This is a genomic window from Ralstonia flaminis (genome assembly GCF_958415495.1).
Lineage (GTDB): Bacteria > Pseudomonadota > Gammaproteobacteria > Burkholderiales > Burkholderiaceae > Ralstonia > Ralstonia flaminis.
Window position 1 is genome coordinate 92396 of record NZ_CATZLL010000006.1, and the last position, 14964, is coordinate 107359.

Below are 14964 nucleotides of genomic sequence, written 5' to 3' on the forward strand. Positions count from 1 at the left end.
CCGCTACGCTTTCCCCCAAAACCACGGGAGGAGACACCCATGCGGCGACCGATGCAGCGACCGAATTGGCGATATGTTGGCGGACTGGTTGGTTTGGCGTTGCTTTCCTCCACCGCGCTGGCGGACATCCGCATCGGCGTGACGGTGTCCGCCACGGGCCCGCAGGCATCGCTGGGGTTTCCCGAGAAGAACGCCACCACGCTGTGGCCGCGCGAGATCGCAGGCGAGAAGGTCGAGGTGATCGTGCTTGACGACGCCTCTGACACCACGCGCGCCGTCACCAACACACGCAAGCTGATGACCGAGTCCAATGTGGACCTGATCGTCGGCTCGTCCACCACGCCCAATACGCTGGCGATGATCGACGTGGCGGCCGAGGGTAAGACGCCGGTGATCTCGCTGGCGTCGTCCGCCCGGCTGATCGAACCGATGGATGCGCGTCGACGCTGGATCTTCAAGACACCGCATTCGGATTCGCACATGGCGTCGCTCATTGCCGAGCACGCCGCCGCGCATGGCGTGAAGACCATCGCCTATATCGGGTTTGCCAACGCACTGGGCGAGGCCTTCCTGACCGAGGTGCAGCGCTTTGCTGATCTCAAGCACATTCGCATCACCGATACCGAGCGCTTTTCGCCCACCGACAACAGCGTGACAGCCCAGGTGCTGCACCTGCTGGCAAGCAAGCCGGATGCGGTGGTCATCGGCGGCTCGGGCACGCCGGCCGCGCTGCCGGCACGTGCGCTGGCCGAACGCGGCTACACCGGCAAGATCTACTTCAACCACGGCGTGTCCAACAACGAGTTCGTCAAGCTGTGCGGCAAGGAGTGCGAAGGCGCCTACGTGCCCACCGGGCCGGTGATGGTTGCCGCGCAGTTGCCCGACAGCAATCCCGCCAAGGCGCAGGCGCTCGATTTCACCCGCCGCTACGAGGCCGCGTTCGGCAAACGTACCGTGTCGATCTTCGCCGCCTACACGGGCGACATCGGCCTGCTGCTGCAGCGCGCCGTGCCGGTGGCCCTCAAGCGGGCCAAGCCGGGCACGCCAGCCTTTCGTGAAGCGCTGCGCGATGCGCTGGAACAGGTGCGTGATCTGCCGACCAGCACCGGCGTCGTCAATATGAGCCGGCAGGACCACGTGGGCCTGGACCAGCGCGCCCGCGTGATGGCACAGATACGCCGTGGCGAATGGCATTTGGCTGACGAGGCAAAGTCACCATGACGCACATCTGGCGTTGCAGGCGCGGCCTCATCCGCTATGCTTGATTCACATTCCGACCCATCATGACCTCGCTCGCTCCCCGCTTCGCCCGCTACCAGGCGCTTACGCTCATCCAGCATGGCCCCATCCTCGAGATCGTGATGGGTGCCGCGCAATCGGCCAATCGCAAGCTGTCCACCGCCGATGCCAGCCTGCACCGCGAACTGGCCGAGATCTGGCGTGACGTGTCCGCCGAGCCCTCGGTGCGCGTGGCACTCATTCGTGGCGAGGGCAAGGGCTTCTCTGCCGGTGGGGATCTGCACCTCGTCGAGCAGATGGCCGATGACTTTGCCGTGCGCACCCGTGTCTGGCATGAAGCGCGCGACCTCGTCTACAACCTCATCAATTGCGACAAGCCGATCGTCAGCGCCATGCATGGCCCCGCTGTGGGGGCAGGGCTGGTCGCTGGATTGCTGGCGGATATCTCGATTGCCGCCAAGGATGCGCGCATCGTTGATGGTCACACGCGCCTGGGTGTGGCGGCGGGCGACCATGCCGCGATTGTCTGGCCGCTGTTGTGCGGCATGGCCAAGGCAAAGTACTACCTGCTGCTGTGCGAATCCGTGACGGGTGATGAAGCCGAGCGCATTGGCCTCGTGTCGCTGGCGGTGGATGAGAAGGACCTCATCAACCGCGCGTTCGAGGTTGCCGAGCGTTTGGCTGCCGGTTCGCAAACAGCCATCCGCTGGACCAAGTACGCACTCAACAACTGGCTGCGTCTGGCCGGGCCGAGCTTTGATACCTCGCTGGCGCTCGAATTCATGGGGTTTGCCGGCCCCGATGTGCGCGAGGGTATTGCGAGCCTGCGCCAGAAGCGCCCACCCACGTTCGACGGTGCCTGAGCGGCACCCGATCCCAGACCGATCCTGTAGGAGACACCATGTTCACCCAGATGCCCAACTTCGCTGAAGGCGGTTTTGAATTTCTGCGCAAGCTGTGGGGCGGCGGCCTGGCGGGGATGGCCGGTATGTCAGGTGCCGGGATGCCCAACATGGCCAATTTTGCTGCACCGCCGATGGACCTGGAGGAGCTCGACAAGCGCATCCACGATCTGCGCGCCGTGGAGAGCTGGCTGCAGTTGAATGCCAGCCTGCTGCGCACGGCCATCCAGGGGCTGGAGGTGCAGCGCGCTACGCTGGTCGCATTGCAAACGTTCGGCTCGGCGCTGTCGCCCGATGCAATGAAAGCCACGTTCGACGGGCTGTCGGGCACCGCGGCCAAGTCCGCCGCCGAGCCCAAGCCGGCGTGGCCGCACACCGCCACCACCAAGGCGACCGAAGCCGACGCACCCACCGCCGAAGACGAGCCCGAGATCGAAGCCGAAGACGCCGACGATGACGAGGCCGAGGCAAAGGCGCAGTCCGCTGCCGAGGCGCAAGCCCAGGCGCAGGCCACCGCACGTGCTGCCGCCGCTGCATTGGACCCGTCACCGTGGTGGAACATGCTGCAGCAGCAGTTCAACCAGATCGCCAGTTCCGCCGCGGCTGCCATGCCCATGCCGCAGAACCTGATGCCGGGCTTCCCCGGCGGCTTCCCTGGGTTTGGTGGTGCGCCGGGTGCGGAGGGGCTCGACTCAGCGCCGGAGGACATCGAAGAGAAAGCCGCACCGGCCACGCCGAAGCGCACGGCAGCCAAGGCGGCACCCAAGCCGGCGGCCAAGGCGCCCGCAGGCAAGTCTGCCGGGCCCGCTACGAAGAAAGCGGCTGCCAAGAAGGCTCCCGCCAAGACCGCTGCCAAGAAGGCGCCGGCCAAGACTGCGCCGCACAAGCCGGCCAACGACACGCCCTGATCGATGTCGACGGACAGCACTGCGCTGTTGATGATGGGCGGCGGCGGGCGCGCCGCCTACCAGGTGGGCGTGCTGCGCGGCATTGCGCGGCTGGCGCGCGAATATGCGCCGGGCGTGGTACACGCGCCGTTCGACGTGATCTGTGGCACCTCAGCCGGGGCCATCAACAGCCTGGGCATGGCGCGCGGCGCGCAGGATTTCACGCAGGCCACGGAGGCACTCACAGAGCTCTGGGCGAACCTGCACGCAGATCGCGTCTATCGCACCGATGTCGGCCGCGTTGGCGCAAGCGGCACGCGCTGGCTGACCGCATTGGCGTTCGGCTGGCTGACCGGCCATACGCCGCGCGCGCTGTTCGACAACACGCCGCTGCGTGAGCTGCTGGCGTCGCAGCACGACGGCCAGCAGGTGCAGGCGGCGTTCGATGCTGGTGCGTTGCGCGCATTGGCCATCACCGCGCTCTCGTACACGACGGGGCGCCATGTCACGTTCTATCAGTCGCCGCATGTGGTACTGCCGTGGCGGCGTTCGCAGCGGATTGCGGTGGCCGATCAGATTGGCGTGTCGCACATGCTCGCCTCGTCGAGTATTCCGTTCATCTTTCCGGCGGAGCCGCTGCAGCTCGATGGCAACGACGAGTGGTTTGGCGACGGCACGATGCGGCAGATGTCGCCGCTGAGCCCGGCCATCCACCTGGGCGCGAATCGCATTCTGGTGGTGGGCGCGGCCTCGCGTGCGCAACCGGGGTGGTACGACACGGTGCCGGCTTCCGGCTATCCGTCATTGGCGCAGATTGCCGGGCAGGCACTGGCGAGCATCTTTCTCGATGGCCTGTCGGCCGACATCGAGCGGCTGCAGCACATCAACGCCATGGTGAGCCGCAACCCCGAGATTGCCGACGCGCGCGACGGCTGGCGCAAGATCGAAGTGCTGGTGATGGCGCCATCTGAGCGCATCGAGCTGATTGCATCGCGCCATGTGCAGCGCTTGCCGAGCACGGTGCGTGCGCTGCTCAAGCCATTGGGCGGTACCGAAGCACGCGGTGCGGCGTTTGCCAGCTATCTGTTGTTCGAGCCGGAGTACACGCAGGAACTGATCGACCTGGGCGAGCGCGATGTGGATGCACGCCGCGATGAACTGGCCGCGTTCCTGTACGGCGTCGTGCCGGACACCATGCGTGCCGCCTGATCCATCAGTGCGGCGCGGGTTCCGCCAATAGCGCGTCGATGCGCTTGGTGAGTGTCGGATCGCCCGGTTCGACCTTGCTCGGATACACCGCCACCACGCGACCGCTGCGGTCCAGCAGGTACTTGTGGAAGTTCCACTTGGGCGGCTGCTTCGTCTGCTCAGTCAGCCACGTATAGAGCGGCGAGGCCCCTGGCCCCACCACCGCCGTCTTCGAGAACATCGGGAATTTCACGCCGTACGTGTTGTAGCAAAAATCGGCGATCTGCTTGCTATTGCCGGGTTCCTGCTCGAAATCATTGGACGGGAAGCCGAGCACTGTCAGCCCCTTGTCGCGGTACTTCGCATAGAGCGCTTCCAGCCCCTCGTACTGATACGTGTAGCCGCAATAGCTGGCGGTATTGACCACCAGCACCACGCGGCCGGCGTATTGGCAGAGGTCTTGCGGCGCGTCGTCCTGCAGCCGTTTGACGCGGAAGTTCAGGCTGGCGGGGCAACTGCCCGACGCGGCGACAGCCTGTGGGTGCGCTGCAGGCACTGCGGGCGTTGCGGTGGCTGCGTGTCCGGTACGCGGCAGCAGCAAGGCAATGATGGCGATGGCAATGGCGATTGCCACGATCAGCAGGTGGTGCCGACGCAGCACGCCAGATGCGCGCGGATGCAGGCGCCAATGCGAACACCAATGCGGGCGTCGATTCGGTGTGACGGCGATGGCGGAAAACAACATGGCGAGCCTCCGGAAGCCAGCAGTAAGCGGCAATGCATGATTTGTCTTCAGTCTAGGGTATAACGCCCCGGGGCCGCGCCGCGCCAAAAGTGCTGTATGCGTTGCGCACCAGCCGTCGCTTGTCTCCCATCTGAGGCGCAGCGCTTCCTATACTGGAGGGCATGCCCGCCGTTGCAGATGACGAGCGGGCCCGCCCCACAGAAGACGACGGCCCGACGGTCACCAGACGGTCGCCGATCACATCGCGGCATACCGCGAGGCGATGCGCCACAACTCGGCGTATCAAGGGGGTCGCCAAGCCGCGTTGTACGCGTGGCACCGGCAGGCCTGTTGTGATGAGGAAACGGGCAGACACCGTTCTTTGCCCCGGTAACCATGAAAAACCGGGGGCGGTCAAGCATGTCTGCTAGAATCCGCCTGCAAATTCAAAGGCTTACCATGCTCTATCCCGAATTGTTCAAGTCGTTGGAAGCGGTCCGCTGGAATATGGAAAAGGATATTCCGTGGGACACGTTCGATGCGTCGCTGCTGACCGACGCGCAAGCGCAGACCATCAAGATGAACGCCATCACCGAGTGGTCCGCCCTGCCGGCCACCGAGATGTTCCTGCGCGACAACCGCCACGACTCCGATTTTTCGGCGTTCATGAGCGTGTGGTTCTTTGAAGAACAGAAGCACTCGCTGGTGCTGATGGAGTACCTGCGCCGCTTCCGCCCGGAGCTCGTGCCGACCGAAGAAGAGCTGCACAACGTGCGCTTCGAGTTCGATCCGGCCCCGCCGCTGGAAACGCTGATGCTGCACTTCTGCGGCGAGATCCGCTTGAACCACTGGTACCGCCGTGCCTCCGAATGGCACACCGAGCCGGTCATCAAGTCGATCTACAAGCACCTGTCGCAGGACGAAGCCCGCCACGGCGGCGCCTACCTGCGCTACATGAAGAAGTACCTGGGCACGTTCGGTGATAACGCCCGCAGTGCGTTCGCCAAGATCGGCGTGCTGATGGCCTCGGCCCGCCGCACCGAAAAGCCGCTGCATCCGACCAACCTGCACGTGAACAAGGCGCTGTTCCCGCAAGACACCGTGCAGTCCCGCCTGCCGAACCCGGACTGGCTGGAGCACTGGCTGGACGAGCAGATCAAGTTTGACGCTGGCTGGGAAAAGAAGGTCATCGAGCGCATCCTGCACAACATGGGCCTGCTGTTCGAGCGCACCTTTGAAACCGTGCAAGACCTGAACCGCTATCGCAAGGAACTGAACGCACGTCTGCTCGGCTCGGCCGAACAACCTGCCTGATCCTTGCCACTGGCATCCAGCGGCCCATCGATTCGATGGGCCGTTTTGTTTTCCACTCCGATTGTTTCTGTGCCATGACCGTTCGCCAGCCCGCACCTGCCTTTGAACAGAAGATCTGCGATGCCGCCGATGTGGAGGCCCGCGTGCGTAAGCTGCCGCGCCCGATCGTCTTCACGAATGGCGTGTTCGATATCCTGCACCGCGGCCATGCCACGTATCTGGCGCAGGCGCGCGCACTGGGGGCATCGCTCGTGGTGGGGGTGAATACCGATGCCTCGGTGCGCATGCTGGGCAAGGGCGATGATCGTCCGCTCAATACGCAGGATGATCGCCTGGCCGTTCTAGCCGCACTGGAATCGGTCAGCCTGGTGGTGCTGTTTGCCGAGCGTACGCCGGTCGAGCTCATCAGCCGTGTGCGCCCCGATATCTACGTCAAGGGTGGCGACTACGACATCGACGCGCTGGAAGAAACGCGCGTGGTGCGGAGCTGGGGCGGGACGGCGCTGGCGATTCCGTTCGAGCACGACCGCTCAACCACCGCGCTGCTCAAGCGCGTGCGCGCAACGTCCTGAGCGCTTAGCGCGATGCGGTGACGTTTGCCGCAGAGGCGGCACAGGCGCGCAGTTCTTCGGCACCGAGCGTCTTCTTGAGGGTGGTAAGTTGCGCTGCAACGCCCGAAGCCGCATCGGCGGTGGTGGTTACCCGCAGCGATGTCTGCGCGCCGAGCCGGCGCGTTTGCGTGACGACGGCGGTGCGCACATCCTTGGCGCGCAGCTCATCCAGACGCTGCTGTGCGCGCTCCTTGTCGCGGAACAAGCCCAGCGACACCACAAACGTATTCCCTTCCTGCACGATGGCCGAATCGGCCACGTTGCGGCGCTTGAGCTCGGCCACCTTGCGCTCAGCGTCGTCACGCGTGTCGCGGGCGGGCATGTGGACCCACCAGCGGTTGTCTTCCTGGCGGGCAACGCGTTCAACCTGTACGCCGGCGATCTGCTTGAGCTGGTCGAGGCCCCGCGTGGCCTGAGCGTCGGTCAGCCCGCCGAGTTCGGTGCAACTGCCCGCCGTATCTGCAGCAAGCGCCGTGCGTTCGACGCTGGCCTTGGGGTCTGCCGATGCGCCGGATGCTGCGGGCGACGATGCCGGTGCCGCCTGGGGTGCCACAGCGCTGGCAGCAGGTGCAGGCTCAAGAATGCGGATCCCTTCTGTACGGATCTGGCGTTGCATGCGCTCGGGCTCGCGGTCGCTCTCGAACCAGGCCGAGGGCACGTTCGGCCCGAACACGCCAGTATTGGCCGCCAGCAGAACGCCGTTGACAAGCAGCAAGAGCAGCAGGGCGAGGCGAAGCGTCATGGTGCGGACGGAGAGGGATTCGGACGGTGGCTCAGAATGCAGGAACACGGCGACAGCAACAACGGTAAAACAGAAACGGTGGGCCGGCCCTCACGCCAGCGTCGCTGCACCTTCCCGGTTTGCGCGCGCCAGCACCTGCAGGCCAAGCAGCACGAGATTATCGTGCATCTGGAACGGCATGCGCAGATGCGGGGCAAGGGCAGCACGCGCACCGCCGCTCAGCACGCAGCGGGCCGGGCCAGGGTATTGCGATTGCAGCGTCTGCCACGTCTGCGCGATGGCGCCAGCCTGGGCCGTGACGCACCCCAGTGCGATGGCGTCCTGCGTGTTGTCGGCCCACGGTGGCGCAACGGCGTCGCGCGCGCTGAGGTAGCTGATGTCGACCTCGGGCAACTGTGCCGTGTTGCGCGAGAGCGCGCGCATCATCAGCGTGATGCCGGGCAGGATCAGGCCGCCGGCAAACAAGCCATCGGGCGAGACGATGTCGAGCGTGGTGGCAGTGCCGGCGGTTACCAGCAGCAGGGCGGTGTCAGGCCACAGGCTTTGTGCGCCCACCGCGCCAACCCAGCGATCGGTGCCGAGCTGTGTGGGTTCGCGATAGCCATTGCGCAGGCCAGCGGTCTCGGCTTCCGATGTGGCAATGCGCACGCGTGCGCCGTCGAACACGCGGGCGATGCGCGCGGTGAGTGCATCGCGCAGCGCGGGGCCGGCCACTGCGCTGATCCACACTTCGGGTGGTGCGACGCCCTGGGCATGGCAATCGCGCCAGTCCTCAACGAGTTCTGCAAGCTGATCGTGCGAGCGGGCACCGGCGTGCTGCCACGGCGTATCACCGGGCTCCACGGGCAGTGCATCGACATCGCTGGCAATCCATGCCCACTTGATGCGTGTGTTGCCAGCGTCAACCAGCAGCAGCGGTCGCGTGGGCGCCGACGGGGCCTTCAGGCGTGTCATGGCCGCTCCCGCAGTTGCGCATCCTTTGCGCTGCGCAGCGAGACCTCGCCGCTGTGGATCCACTGCACGCGACCGCCTGATTCGATCGCCAGCCGCCCTTGCGCATCAATACCGTGTGCCACACCTTCGAGCACGACGGTGCCGTCCTGCCACAGGCGCACGCGCTCACCGGCAAACGCATCGCGCGCGGCGAACGGCGCAACGAAAGGCGCGAGGCCCTGTGCACCAAAGCGCTGCAGGTGTTCTCCCAGCGATGTGAGCAGCGCGGACAACACCCCGTTCGGCTCCGGCGCGTCCACCAGTTCTTCCACGCCCGACAGTTCGCGGCCCAGTGTGCCCTCCAATACGTGGGGGCGCTCCAGGTTCAGGCCGACGCCGATTACGGCCCAGGTCTGTCCGGGCGCGGTGCGCACGGTCTCGACCAGGATGCCGGCCAGCTTGCGCCCGGCGATCTGCACGTCGTTTGGCCATTTGAGTGCCAAGGCCTGTGCGCTGCCGCCATGGGTTTCGACATAGGTTGCCACGGCGTCCGCGACGGCCACGCCCACCGCCAGACTCAGGCCGCCCAGCAGGGCCGGTTCACCGGCAAAGGCGCAGGCGATGGAGAAGGTCAGGCCGTGGTCACCATCCCACGGGCGGCCCTGGCGGCCGCGTCCGGCGGTCTGGCGCTGCGCGGCAAGCACGCGGGCGGACAGCAGCGGTGCGAGGCCAGCGCCAGCTGTGTGTGCGGGCCAGGCGGCTTCGCGCACAGCGGCCATCAGGTCGGCATTGGTGGAGCCGGTGGCCTCGACCACCTCGACCGGCCAGTCGGCGGCCGGGCCGCTGGGCTGGATGCGCGCGCGCGTGAGGTGCCAGCGCGCGGAAGGTTCGGCAAGAGACATGAAAAAAGGGCGATCAGATTCGCGCGGGGAATGGGCGCATTGTACGAGCGGGGCCTCCAAACCGGGGGGCGGAGCTTGCCTCAAGCGGCGTGTGAGCCCCATAGTGTGACAGCGTGTGGCGGCGTGTTGGCTACAATTCGACCGATACTCAGCATCACCCGGCATCACCCGACCCCCGGAGAACCCGTTTGATCACCTGCCGTACGCCCCAGCTTGAGGTTCGCGTTGTCGACGGGAAGTCCGTCGCCTTCCTCTCCGGCGACTGGACAACGCTCGCGCTGGCCGAGCGGGCTGGCGTGCGCAGCGCGCGCCAGCAGATTCGCGCCGGGCTGGACAACGCCAACGCGTGGTGCCTGACCGAAGTTGGTCGCATCGATCACTTTGGCGCGCAATTGCTCTGGCGCGCCTGGGGCAACGAGTGGCCCGAACACCTCGATGCCCGCCCCGACCAGCGCCGCATGATCGACCGCGTTGCCAAGCTCGACCCGGGCGGCTGGAAGAAACGCCTGGCGCCGCGCATCAACCCGGTGGTGATCCTGGGCAACGGCATGTTCGATTTCTTCGATCACGCCCGTGACGGCATCGCCATGGTCGGCCAGTTGATGTTCGACTTCGGGCGGTTCCTGCGCGCGCCGCACCTCGGCCCCTGGCGCGAGATTTCCGCCAATGTCTACAGCACGGGCTACAGGGCGCTCGGTATCACGGCACTGGTGGGCTTTCTGATCGGCATTGTGCTGAGCTACCTGTCGGCCAACCAGTTGCGCGTGTTCGGGGCCAGCATCTTCATCGTCAACATTTTGGGGATGTCCATCATCCGCGAGCTGGGGCCGGTGCTGGCGGCTATCTTGGTGGCGGGGCGCTCAGGCTCGGCCATCACCGCGCAGATCGGCGTGATGCGGGTGACCGAAGAGCTCGATGCGATGCGCGTGATGGGCATTTCGCACGGTTTCCGGCTGATTCTGCCCAAGGTGATCGCGCTGGCGATTGCCATGCCGTTGCTGGTGGCGTGGACGGACTTGCTGGCGCTGGGCGGCGGCATCCTGGCCGCAAAATTCCAGCTTGATATCAGCCCGACGTATTTCATTACCTCGCTGCCTGATGCGGTGCCGGTGGCCAACCTGTGGCTGGGCATTGGCAAGGGCGTGGTGTTCGGCATGCTGATCGCATTGGTGGCATGCCACTTCGGCCTGCGCATCCAGCCAAATACACAAAGCCTGGGTGAGGGCACGACCACCTCGGTGGTGGTGTCGATCACCATCGTGATTTTGGCCGATGCGGTGTTCGCCATCCTCTTCAAGGACGTCGGCATATGACGCGACCCCGCCATGCTCAGTTGGATCATCCGGTCGCGCCACCCCTCACGCCTGCGCGCGAACGCGTGATCGAGGTGCGCAACGTCACCAAGCGCTATGGCAGCGTGACGGTGCTCGACAACATCAACCTGGATGTTTTTCGCGGGGAGGTGCTCTCCATTGTGGGGGGCTCGGGCAGCGGCAAAACGACACTGCTGCGCCAGGTGGTGGGGCTGGAGAAGCCCACCTCGGGCACGATCCACATCTTTGGCGAGGAGCTGACTTGCCAGATCGGCAACGATCTGCAGTCGATGCGCAACCGCTGGGGCATGCAGTTCCAGCACGGCGCGCTGTTCTCGGCGCTGTCGGTGATCGACAACGTGGCATTGCCGATGCGCGAGTTGCGCACGCTGCCCGATGCCTTCATCGTGCGCGTGGCCATGCTCAAGCTGCAGATGGTGGGGCTCAAATCTACCGACGCCGACAAGATGCCGTCGGACCTGTCCGGCGGCATGATCAAGCGCGTGGCGCTGGCGCGAGCGTTGTCGCTGGAGCCGGAACTCGTTTTTCTGGATGAGCCCACCGCGGGTCTGGACCCGCGTGCTTCCGACGATTACGTTGCCCTCATCCGCGAACTGCGCCGGGAGTTGGGCCTGACCGTGGTGATGGTGACACACGATCTGGATACGCTGGTGGCGCTGTCCGACCGCATTGCCGTGCTGGCCGACCGCAAGGTGCTGGCGGCCAAGCCGGTGGAACAGATCATTCAGATCGACCATCCGTTCATCAAGGAGTACTTCCTGGGTGAGCGGGGCAAGCGGGCCCTGATGGCATTGGGCCCTGAGATGACGGAAGTGGTGGCCGCCGCCTCGCTTTCGACGCAGGAGGATTGATGGAAAACAAAGCCCACGCATTCCTGGCCGGGCTGTTCACGATCGGGCTGGTGATTTTTGTTGCGCTGGCCGTGACGTGGTTCAACCGTGACCAGACCGTGCGCGTGCCGTACGACGTGGTCACCCGCTCGACGGTTAACGGGCTGAACCCGCAGGCTGCCGTGAAATACCGCGGCCTGGATGTCGGCAAGGTCGACAGCATTCGCTTTGACGACAAGGTGCCGGGGCAGATCGTAGTGCGCGTGCTGGTCGACAAGGATGCGCCCATCACCACCACCACCTACGGTCGGCTGGCGTACCAGGGCGTGACCGGTCTTGCCTACGTGCAGCTGGACGATCGCGGCTTCGACAACAGCAAGCGCACGCCCAACCCGACACATCTTGAAACCTCGGCCAAGGAACCGGCCCGCATCCGCATGGAAGCGGGTTTCCTGGATGAACTGGACAAGCGCGGCGACCAGATGCTCTCCAAACTGGATCAGACGCTGAACTCGCTGTCGATCATGTTTGACGACGAGCACCGCCAGCAGCTCACCAACACGATGCAGTCGTTCCAGAAGACCATGGACGCCTACAGCACACTCGCGAAACAGGCCGAGCCGACCCTGCGCAAGTTGCCGCAGATTGCCGACAACCTGGATGCGACGATCACGTCTACGCGCAAGCTGTCGCAAACGCTGTCCGACCCCAAGGGCCCGCTGCTGACGACGATTTCTGGTGCGGGCTCGGACCTGGCGACCGCCACGCAGTCGATGCAGTCGGCCGCCAACGTGCTGACGTACGAAACACTGCCGCAGCTCAATGGCTTTGCGCGTGAGGCCCGTCAGGCCGTGCGCGGCTTCGACAACGCCGTGACGAGCTTCAACGCCCGACCGCAAAGCGTGCTGTTTGGCCCGGCACCCGGAGCGCCCGGCCCCGGTGAGACCGGTTTCACGGCGCCCGCTGCCCGCCAGCCCTGAGGAGAATCCATGCCGATGTTGTCTGCTGTCTTGCGTCCCACACGCAGCCGCGCGCTTGCGCTGTCTGCCCCGCTGTTGCTCGTGACGGCGCTGACTGGGTGCTCCAGCGCACCCGTTGCGCCGGCTGCACTCTACGATTTCGGTCTCGCTCCTGCCGCTGCCAGCGGTGTTCGCCTGCCTACCGCACTGCGCGTGGCCGATGTGGCCGGTCCGAGCTGGATGGACGGCAATGCCATCTACTACCGCCTCGCCTATGCGCAGAGCCAGCGTACTGACGCCTATGCCAACAGCCGCTGGGTTGAGTCGCCCGTGAGCCTGTTCGACGCCCGCCTGCGCAACGCCGCCGCCGCACGCGGCCAGGTGGTCGGCTATGCCGGGCAGGAGGTGCCGATGCTGCGTGTCGAACTGGTCGACTTCTCGCAGGTGTTTGACCAGCCGGGCGCGAGCCGGGGGGTGGTACGCCTGCGGGCGACCGTGTTCAAGTCGCGCGAGGTAGTCGACCAGCGCGTGGTGCAGGCCGATGCACCTGCCCCAAGCGCCGATGCGGCCGGCGGCGTGGCGGCGCTCACGCAGGCATCCGATCGTGCCATCGGCGAGGTGCTCGACTGGGTGGCGGGGCTGCAGCTGACTGCCCGCACGCCCACAGCGGCATCGCAACCGACCGTGCGCGCTCGCTAGCCCTCCACCGTCAGAGGGAACCGTCCGCGTCCGGCGGCGTCGGACGGTATCATGGGCCTTGCGCCCAAGTTTGACTGCAGCTCCCGCCGGTGCCGGACCTCCACACACAACCTTCCACGCCCATCCCGCATCGCCACTCGCCGCTCGCGCGCGCCGGGCTGGCCTGTTTCGTCTTCCTGGTGGTCTATGCGAGTTTGTATCCGTTCGCGGGATGGACGGATACCGGGGTCTCGCCGTTTGCCTATCTGAGCGCGCCGCTGCCGCGCTACAACACCGTCTTCGATGTGGTCACGAACGTCTGGGGCTACATGCCGCTGGGCATGCTGACGGTGTTGGCGCTCCACCCGCGCATCACCGGCTGGCGCGCGGTGCTGATCGGGCTAGTGGCCGGGCTGCTGCTTTCGGGCGCGATGGAGGCCATCCAGACCTATCTGCCGACGCGCGTGTCGTCCAACGTCGACCTAGCGACCAATACGCTGGGGGCACTGCTTGGGGCGATCGTCATGCTGCCGTTCTCTGCGCGGTTGATCGACCGGGGCGGGCTGCGCCGCCTGCGCCGCCGATGGTTCGAGCCGCATGCCACCTTTGCGATCCTGCTGCTGTTGCTGTGGCCGTTTGCGCAGATCTTTCCGCAGGAATTCCTCTTCAGCATGGGCGGGGTGATCCGCAGCATCGTGCTGGACCCATCGCCGGATGCGTTTCTCACCAGCGTCATCAACAGCTGGTTTCCGGAACTGTTCGACTGGCATGACCGCCTGCAGGCACACCCCGAGGCGCTGCAGCGCCAGGAACTGCTGGAAGCGCTCATCACCGCCTGCAGCTGGATCGGCACCGGGCTGCTGGCTACCGTGGCCATGCGCCGTGGGGCACCGCTGCTGCGTCTGCTGGCAGCACTGCTGGCGAGCGCGCTGCTGTTGAAGGCCGGGGCGACGCTGCTGCAGTTTCCGCTGGCCGGCGCTTGGGATTGGCTCTCGTCGGGCGCGCGCTTCGGGCTGGTGGTGGGCTCGCTGGTGCTGGTGCTGCTGGTGCGCCTGCCGCGCTGGCTGCGCGGCGCGCTGGCGATGACGCTGCTGATTGCGCTGATTCTTCTGTCCAACGTGTTGCCGCCGAGCCCGTACTCGTGGGTGTCGGCACAGAGCTGGCGGCTTGGGCGCTTTGTCCATTTCAACAGCCTGTCGCAATGGATCGGCTGGCTGTGGCCTTTCCTCGGCCTTGGCTACCTTGCCTGGCGGGCCGAGCAGACCCAGCTCGAGCGGCGTGCCAACCGGCCCGCAGACTGACCCGCCACCCGTTTGCCTGATGGCGTGCGTCGCCGTCACGTAGCCGACACGATTCCTTTCTACCTTAGCGCCTGTTGAGTGACGGGCGCGCGCTGCATGCGCAGGCCGCCGGTGTCATCTGGAGGTCATCCGTGTATGCAAACCGTGCTGCCAGTCGACCGTTTTTTCGCCCTGCGATTCTCGTTGCGGTGGCGCTCAACTTTGCACTGGTCGGCTGCGATGCCGCCGACCCGCATGTGCCCGCTGTCGTGCGGGCGCCGGCATCGACGTTGTCTCTGTCCCCGTCTTCTACGCAGGCTGCCGCTTTGCCCACCATTGCGCGCGATGGCCTGGCGCCGCCCGTGATGCATACCGTCGACTGACGCCCCGATCAGTCAGGCGCTACCCCGTGTTGTTCCCCCCCCAACCCCCCCAACACAG

General features: G+C 65.8%; 16 protein-coding genes. 12 read left to right on the forward strand and 4 right to left on the reverse strand.

Annotation, left to right across the window (positions count from 1 at the left end; genetic code table 11):
- Nucleotides 1-51 precede the first annotated feature (51 nt).
- The 4 genes from R2N11_RS11055 to R2N11_RS11070 all read left to right on the forward strand — a co-directional run bounded on the left by R2N11_RS11055 (nucleotide 52) and on the right by R2N11_RS11070 (nucleotide 4237).
- Nucleotides 52-1221, forward strand: a complete 1170-nt coding sequence (locus R2N11_RS11055; RefSeq protein WP_316681252.1) for an ABC transporter substrate-binding protein — start codon at nucleotides 52-54, stop codon at nucleotides 1219-1221.
- A 62-nt stretch (nucleotides 1222-1283) separates the two neighbouring features.
- Nucleotides 1284-2102 carry an enoyl-CoA hydratase/isomerase family protein gene (locus tag R2N11_RS11060; protein ID WP_199028004.1) on the forward strand — a complete coding sequence of 273 codons (819 nt, stop codon included), beginning with the start codon at nucleotides 1284-1286 and terminating at the stop codon, nucleotides 2100-2102.
- Between the two features lie 38 nt (nucleotides 2103-2140).
- Complete coding sequence (locus R2N11_RS11065) at nucleotides 2141-3049, forward strand: PhaM family polyhydroxyalkanoate granule multifunctional regulatory protein (RefSeq protein WP_316681124.1); 909 nt, start codon at nucleotides 2141-2143, stop codon at nucleotides 3047-3049.
- 3 nt (nucleotides 3050-3052) lie between these two features.
- Nucleotides 3053-4237, forward strand: a complete 1185-nt coding sequence (locus R2N11_RS11070; protein WP_316681125.1) for a patatin-like phospholipase family protein — start codon at nucleotides 3053-3055, stop codon at nucleotides 4235-4237.
- A gap of 4 nt (nucleotides 4238-4241) precedes the next feature.
- Here the strand turns inward: R2N11_RS11070 and R2N11_RS11075 are convergent, their stop codons facing one another.
- The gene (locus R2N11_RS11075; RefSeq protein WP_316681126.1) at nucleotides 4242-4961 is read right to left on the reverse strand and encodes a glutathione peroxidase; all 720 of its coding nucleotides are present in this window, start codon (nucleotides 4959-4961) and stop codon (nucleotides 4242-4244) included.
- Nucleotides 4962-5399: 438 nt separating this feature from the next.
- Here R2N11_RS11075 and R2N11_RS11080 point away from each other — a divergent pair, with 438 nt between their 5' ends.
- Both R2N11_RS11080 and rfaE2 read left to right on the forward strand, forming a co-directional pair.
- Nucleotides 5400-6254 carry a ferritin family protein gene (locus R2N11_RS11080; protein ID WP_430715436.1) on the forward strand — a complete coding sequence of 285 codons (855 nt, stop codon included), beginning with the start codon at nucleotides 5400-5402 and terminating at the stop codon, nucleotides 6252-6254.
- A gap of 74 nt (nucleotides 6255-6328) precedes the next feature.
- The gene (gene rfaE2, locus R2N11_RS11085; RefSeq protein WP_199027994.1) at nucleotides 6329-6826 is read left to right on the forward strand and encodes a D-glycero-beta-D-manno-heptose 1-phosphate adenylyltransferase; all 498 of its coding nucleotides are present in this window, start codon (nucleotides 6329-6331) and stop codon (nucleotides 6824-6826) included.
- A gap of 4 nt (nucleotides 6827-6830) precedes the next feature.
- Here the strand turns inward: rfaE2 and R2N11_RS11090 are convergent, their stop codons facing one another.
- The 3 genes from R2N11_RS11090 to R2N11_RS11100 all read right to left on the reverse strand — a co-directional run bounded on the left by R2N11_RS11090 (nucleotide 6831) and on the right by R2N11_RS11100 (nucleotide 9442).
- Nucleotides 6831-7607, reverse strand: a complete 777-nt coding sequence (locus R2N11_RS11090; RefSeq protein WP_316681127.1) for an SPOR domain-containing protein — start codon at nucleotides 7605-7607, stop codon at nucleotides 6831-6833.
- Nucleotides 7608-7697: 90 nt separating this feature from the next.
- Nucleotides 7698-8561, reverse strand: coding sequence for a type III pantothenate kinase (locus tag R2N11_RS11095; RefSeq protein WP_199027991.1), 864 nt, complete (start codon nucleotides 8559-8561; stop codon nucleotides 7698-7700).
- The gene (locus tag R2N11_RS11100) at nucleotides 8558-9442 is read right to left on the reverse strand and encodes a biotin--[acetyl-CoA-carboxylase] ligase (protein ID WP_316681128.1); all 885 of its coding nucleotides are present in this window, start codon (nucleotides 9440-9442) and stop codon (nucleotides 8558-8560) included. The genes R2N11_RS11095 and R2N11_RS11100 overlap by 4 nt, the downstream gene beginning before the upstream one ends.
- 188 nt (nucleotides 9443-9630) lie before the next feature.
- Between R2N11_RS11100 and R2N11_RS11105 the strand changes: the two genes are divergently transcribed.
- The 6 genes from R2N11_RS11105 (at nucleotide 9631) to R2N11_RS11130 (ending at nucleotide 14906) form a co-directional block, all read left to right on the forward strand.
- The gene (locus tag R2N11_RS11105; protein WP_199027986.1) at nucleotides 9631-10755 is read left to right on the forward strand and encodes an MlaE family ABC transporter permease; all 1125 of its coding nucleotides are present in this window, start codon (nucleotides 9631-9633) and stop codon (nucleotides 10753-10755) included.
- Nucleotides 10752-11627 carry an ABC transporter ATP-binding protein gene (locus R2N11_RS11110; protein ID WP_199027983.1) on the forward strand — a complete coding sequence of 292 codons (876 nt, stop codon included), beginning with the start codon at nucleotides 10752-10754 and terminating at the stop codon, nucleotides 11625-11627. Before R2N11_RS11105 ends, R2N11_RS11110 begins: the two co-directional genes overlap by 4 nt.
- Nucleotides 11627-12586 (forward strand): MlaD family protein, encoded by a 960-nt coding sequence (locus tag R2N11_RS11115; protein ID WP_199027980.1) that lies wholly within the window; start codon nucleotides 11627-11629, stop codon nucleotides 12584-12586. Before R2N11_RS11110 ends, R2N11_RS11115 begins: the two co-directional genes overlap by 1 nt.
- A gap of 9 nt (nucleotides 12587-12595) precedes the next feature.
- Nucleotides 12596-13264 carry an ABC-type transport auxiliary lipoprotein family protein gene (locus R2N11_RS11120; RefSeq protein ID WP_316681129.1) on the forward strand — a complete coding sequence of 223 codons (669 nt, stop codon included), beginning with the start codon at nucleotides 12596-12598 and terminating at the stop codon, nucleotides 13262-13264.
- A 74-nt stretch (nucleotides 13265-13338) separates the two neighbouring features.
- Nucleotides 13339-14544 (forward strand): VanZ family protein, encoded by a 1206-nt coding sequence (locus R2N11_RS11125; RefSeq protein WP_316681253.1) that lies wholly within the window; start codon nucleotides 13339-13341, stop codon nucleotides 14542-14544.
- A gap of 131 nt (nucleotides 14545-14675) precedes the next feature.
- Nucleotides 14676-14906, forward strand: coding sequence for a hypothetical protein (locus R2N11_RS11130; protein ID WP_316681130.1), 231 nt, complete (start codon nucleotides 14676-14678; stop codon nucleotides 14904-14906).
- The last annotated feature ends 58 nt before the right edge of the window (nucleotides 14907-14964 follow it).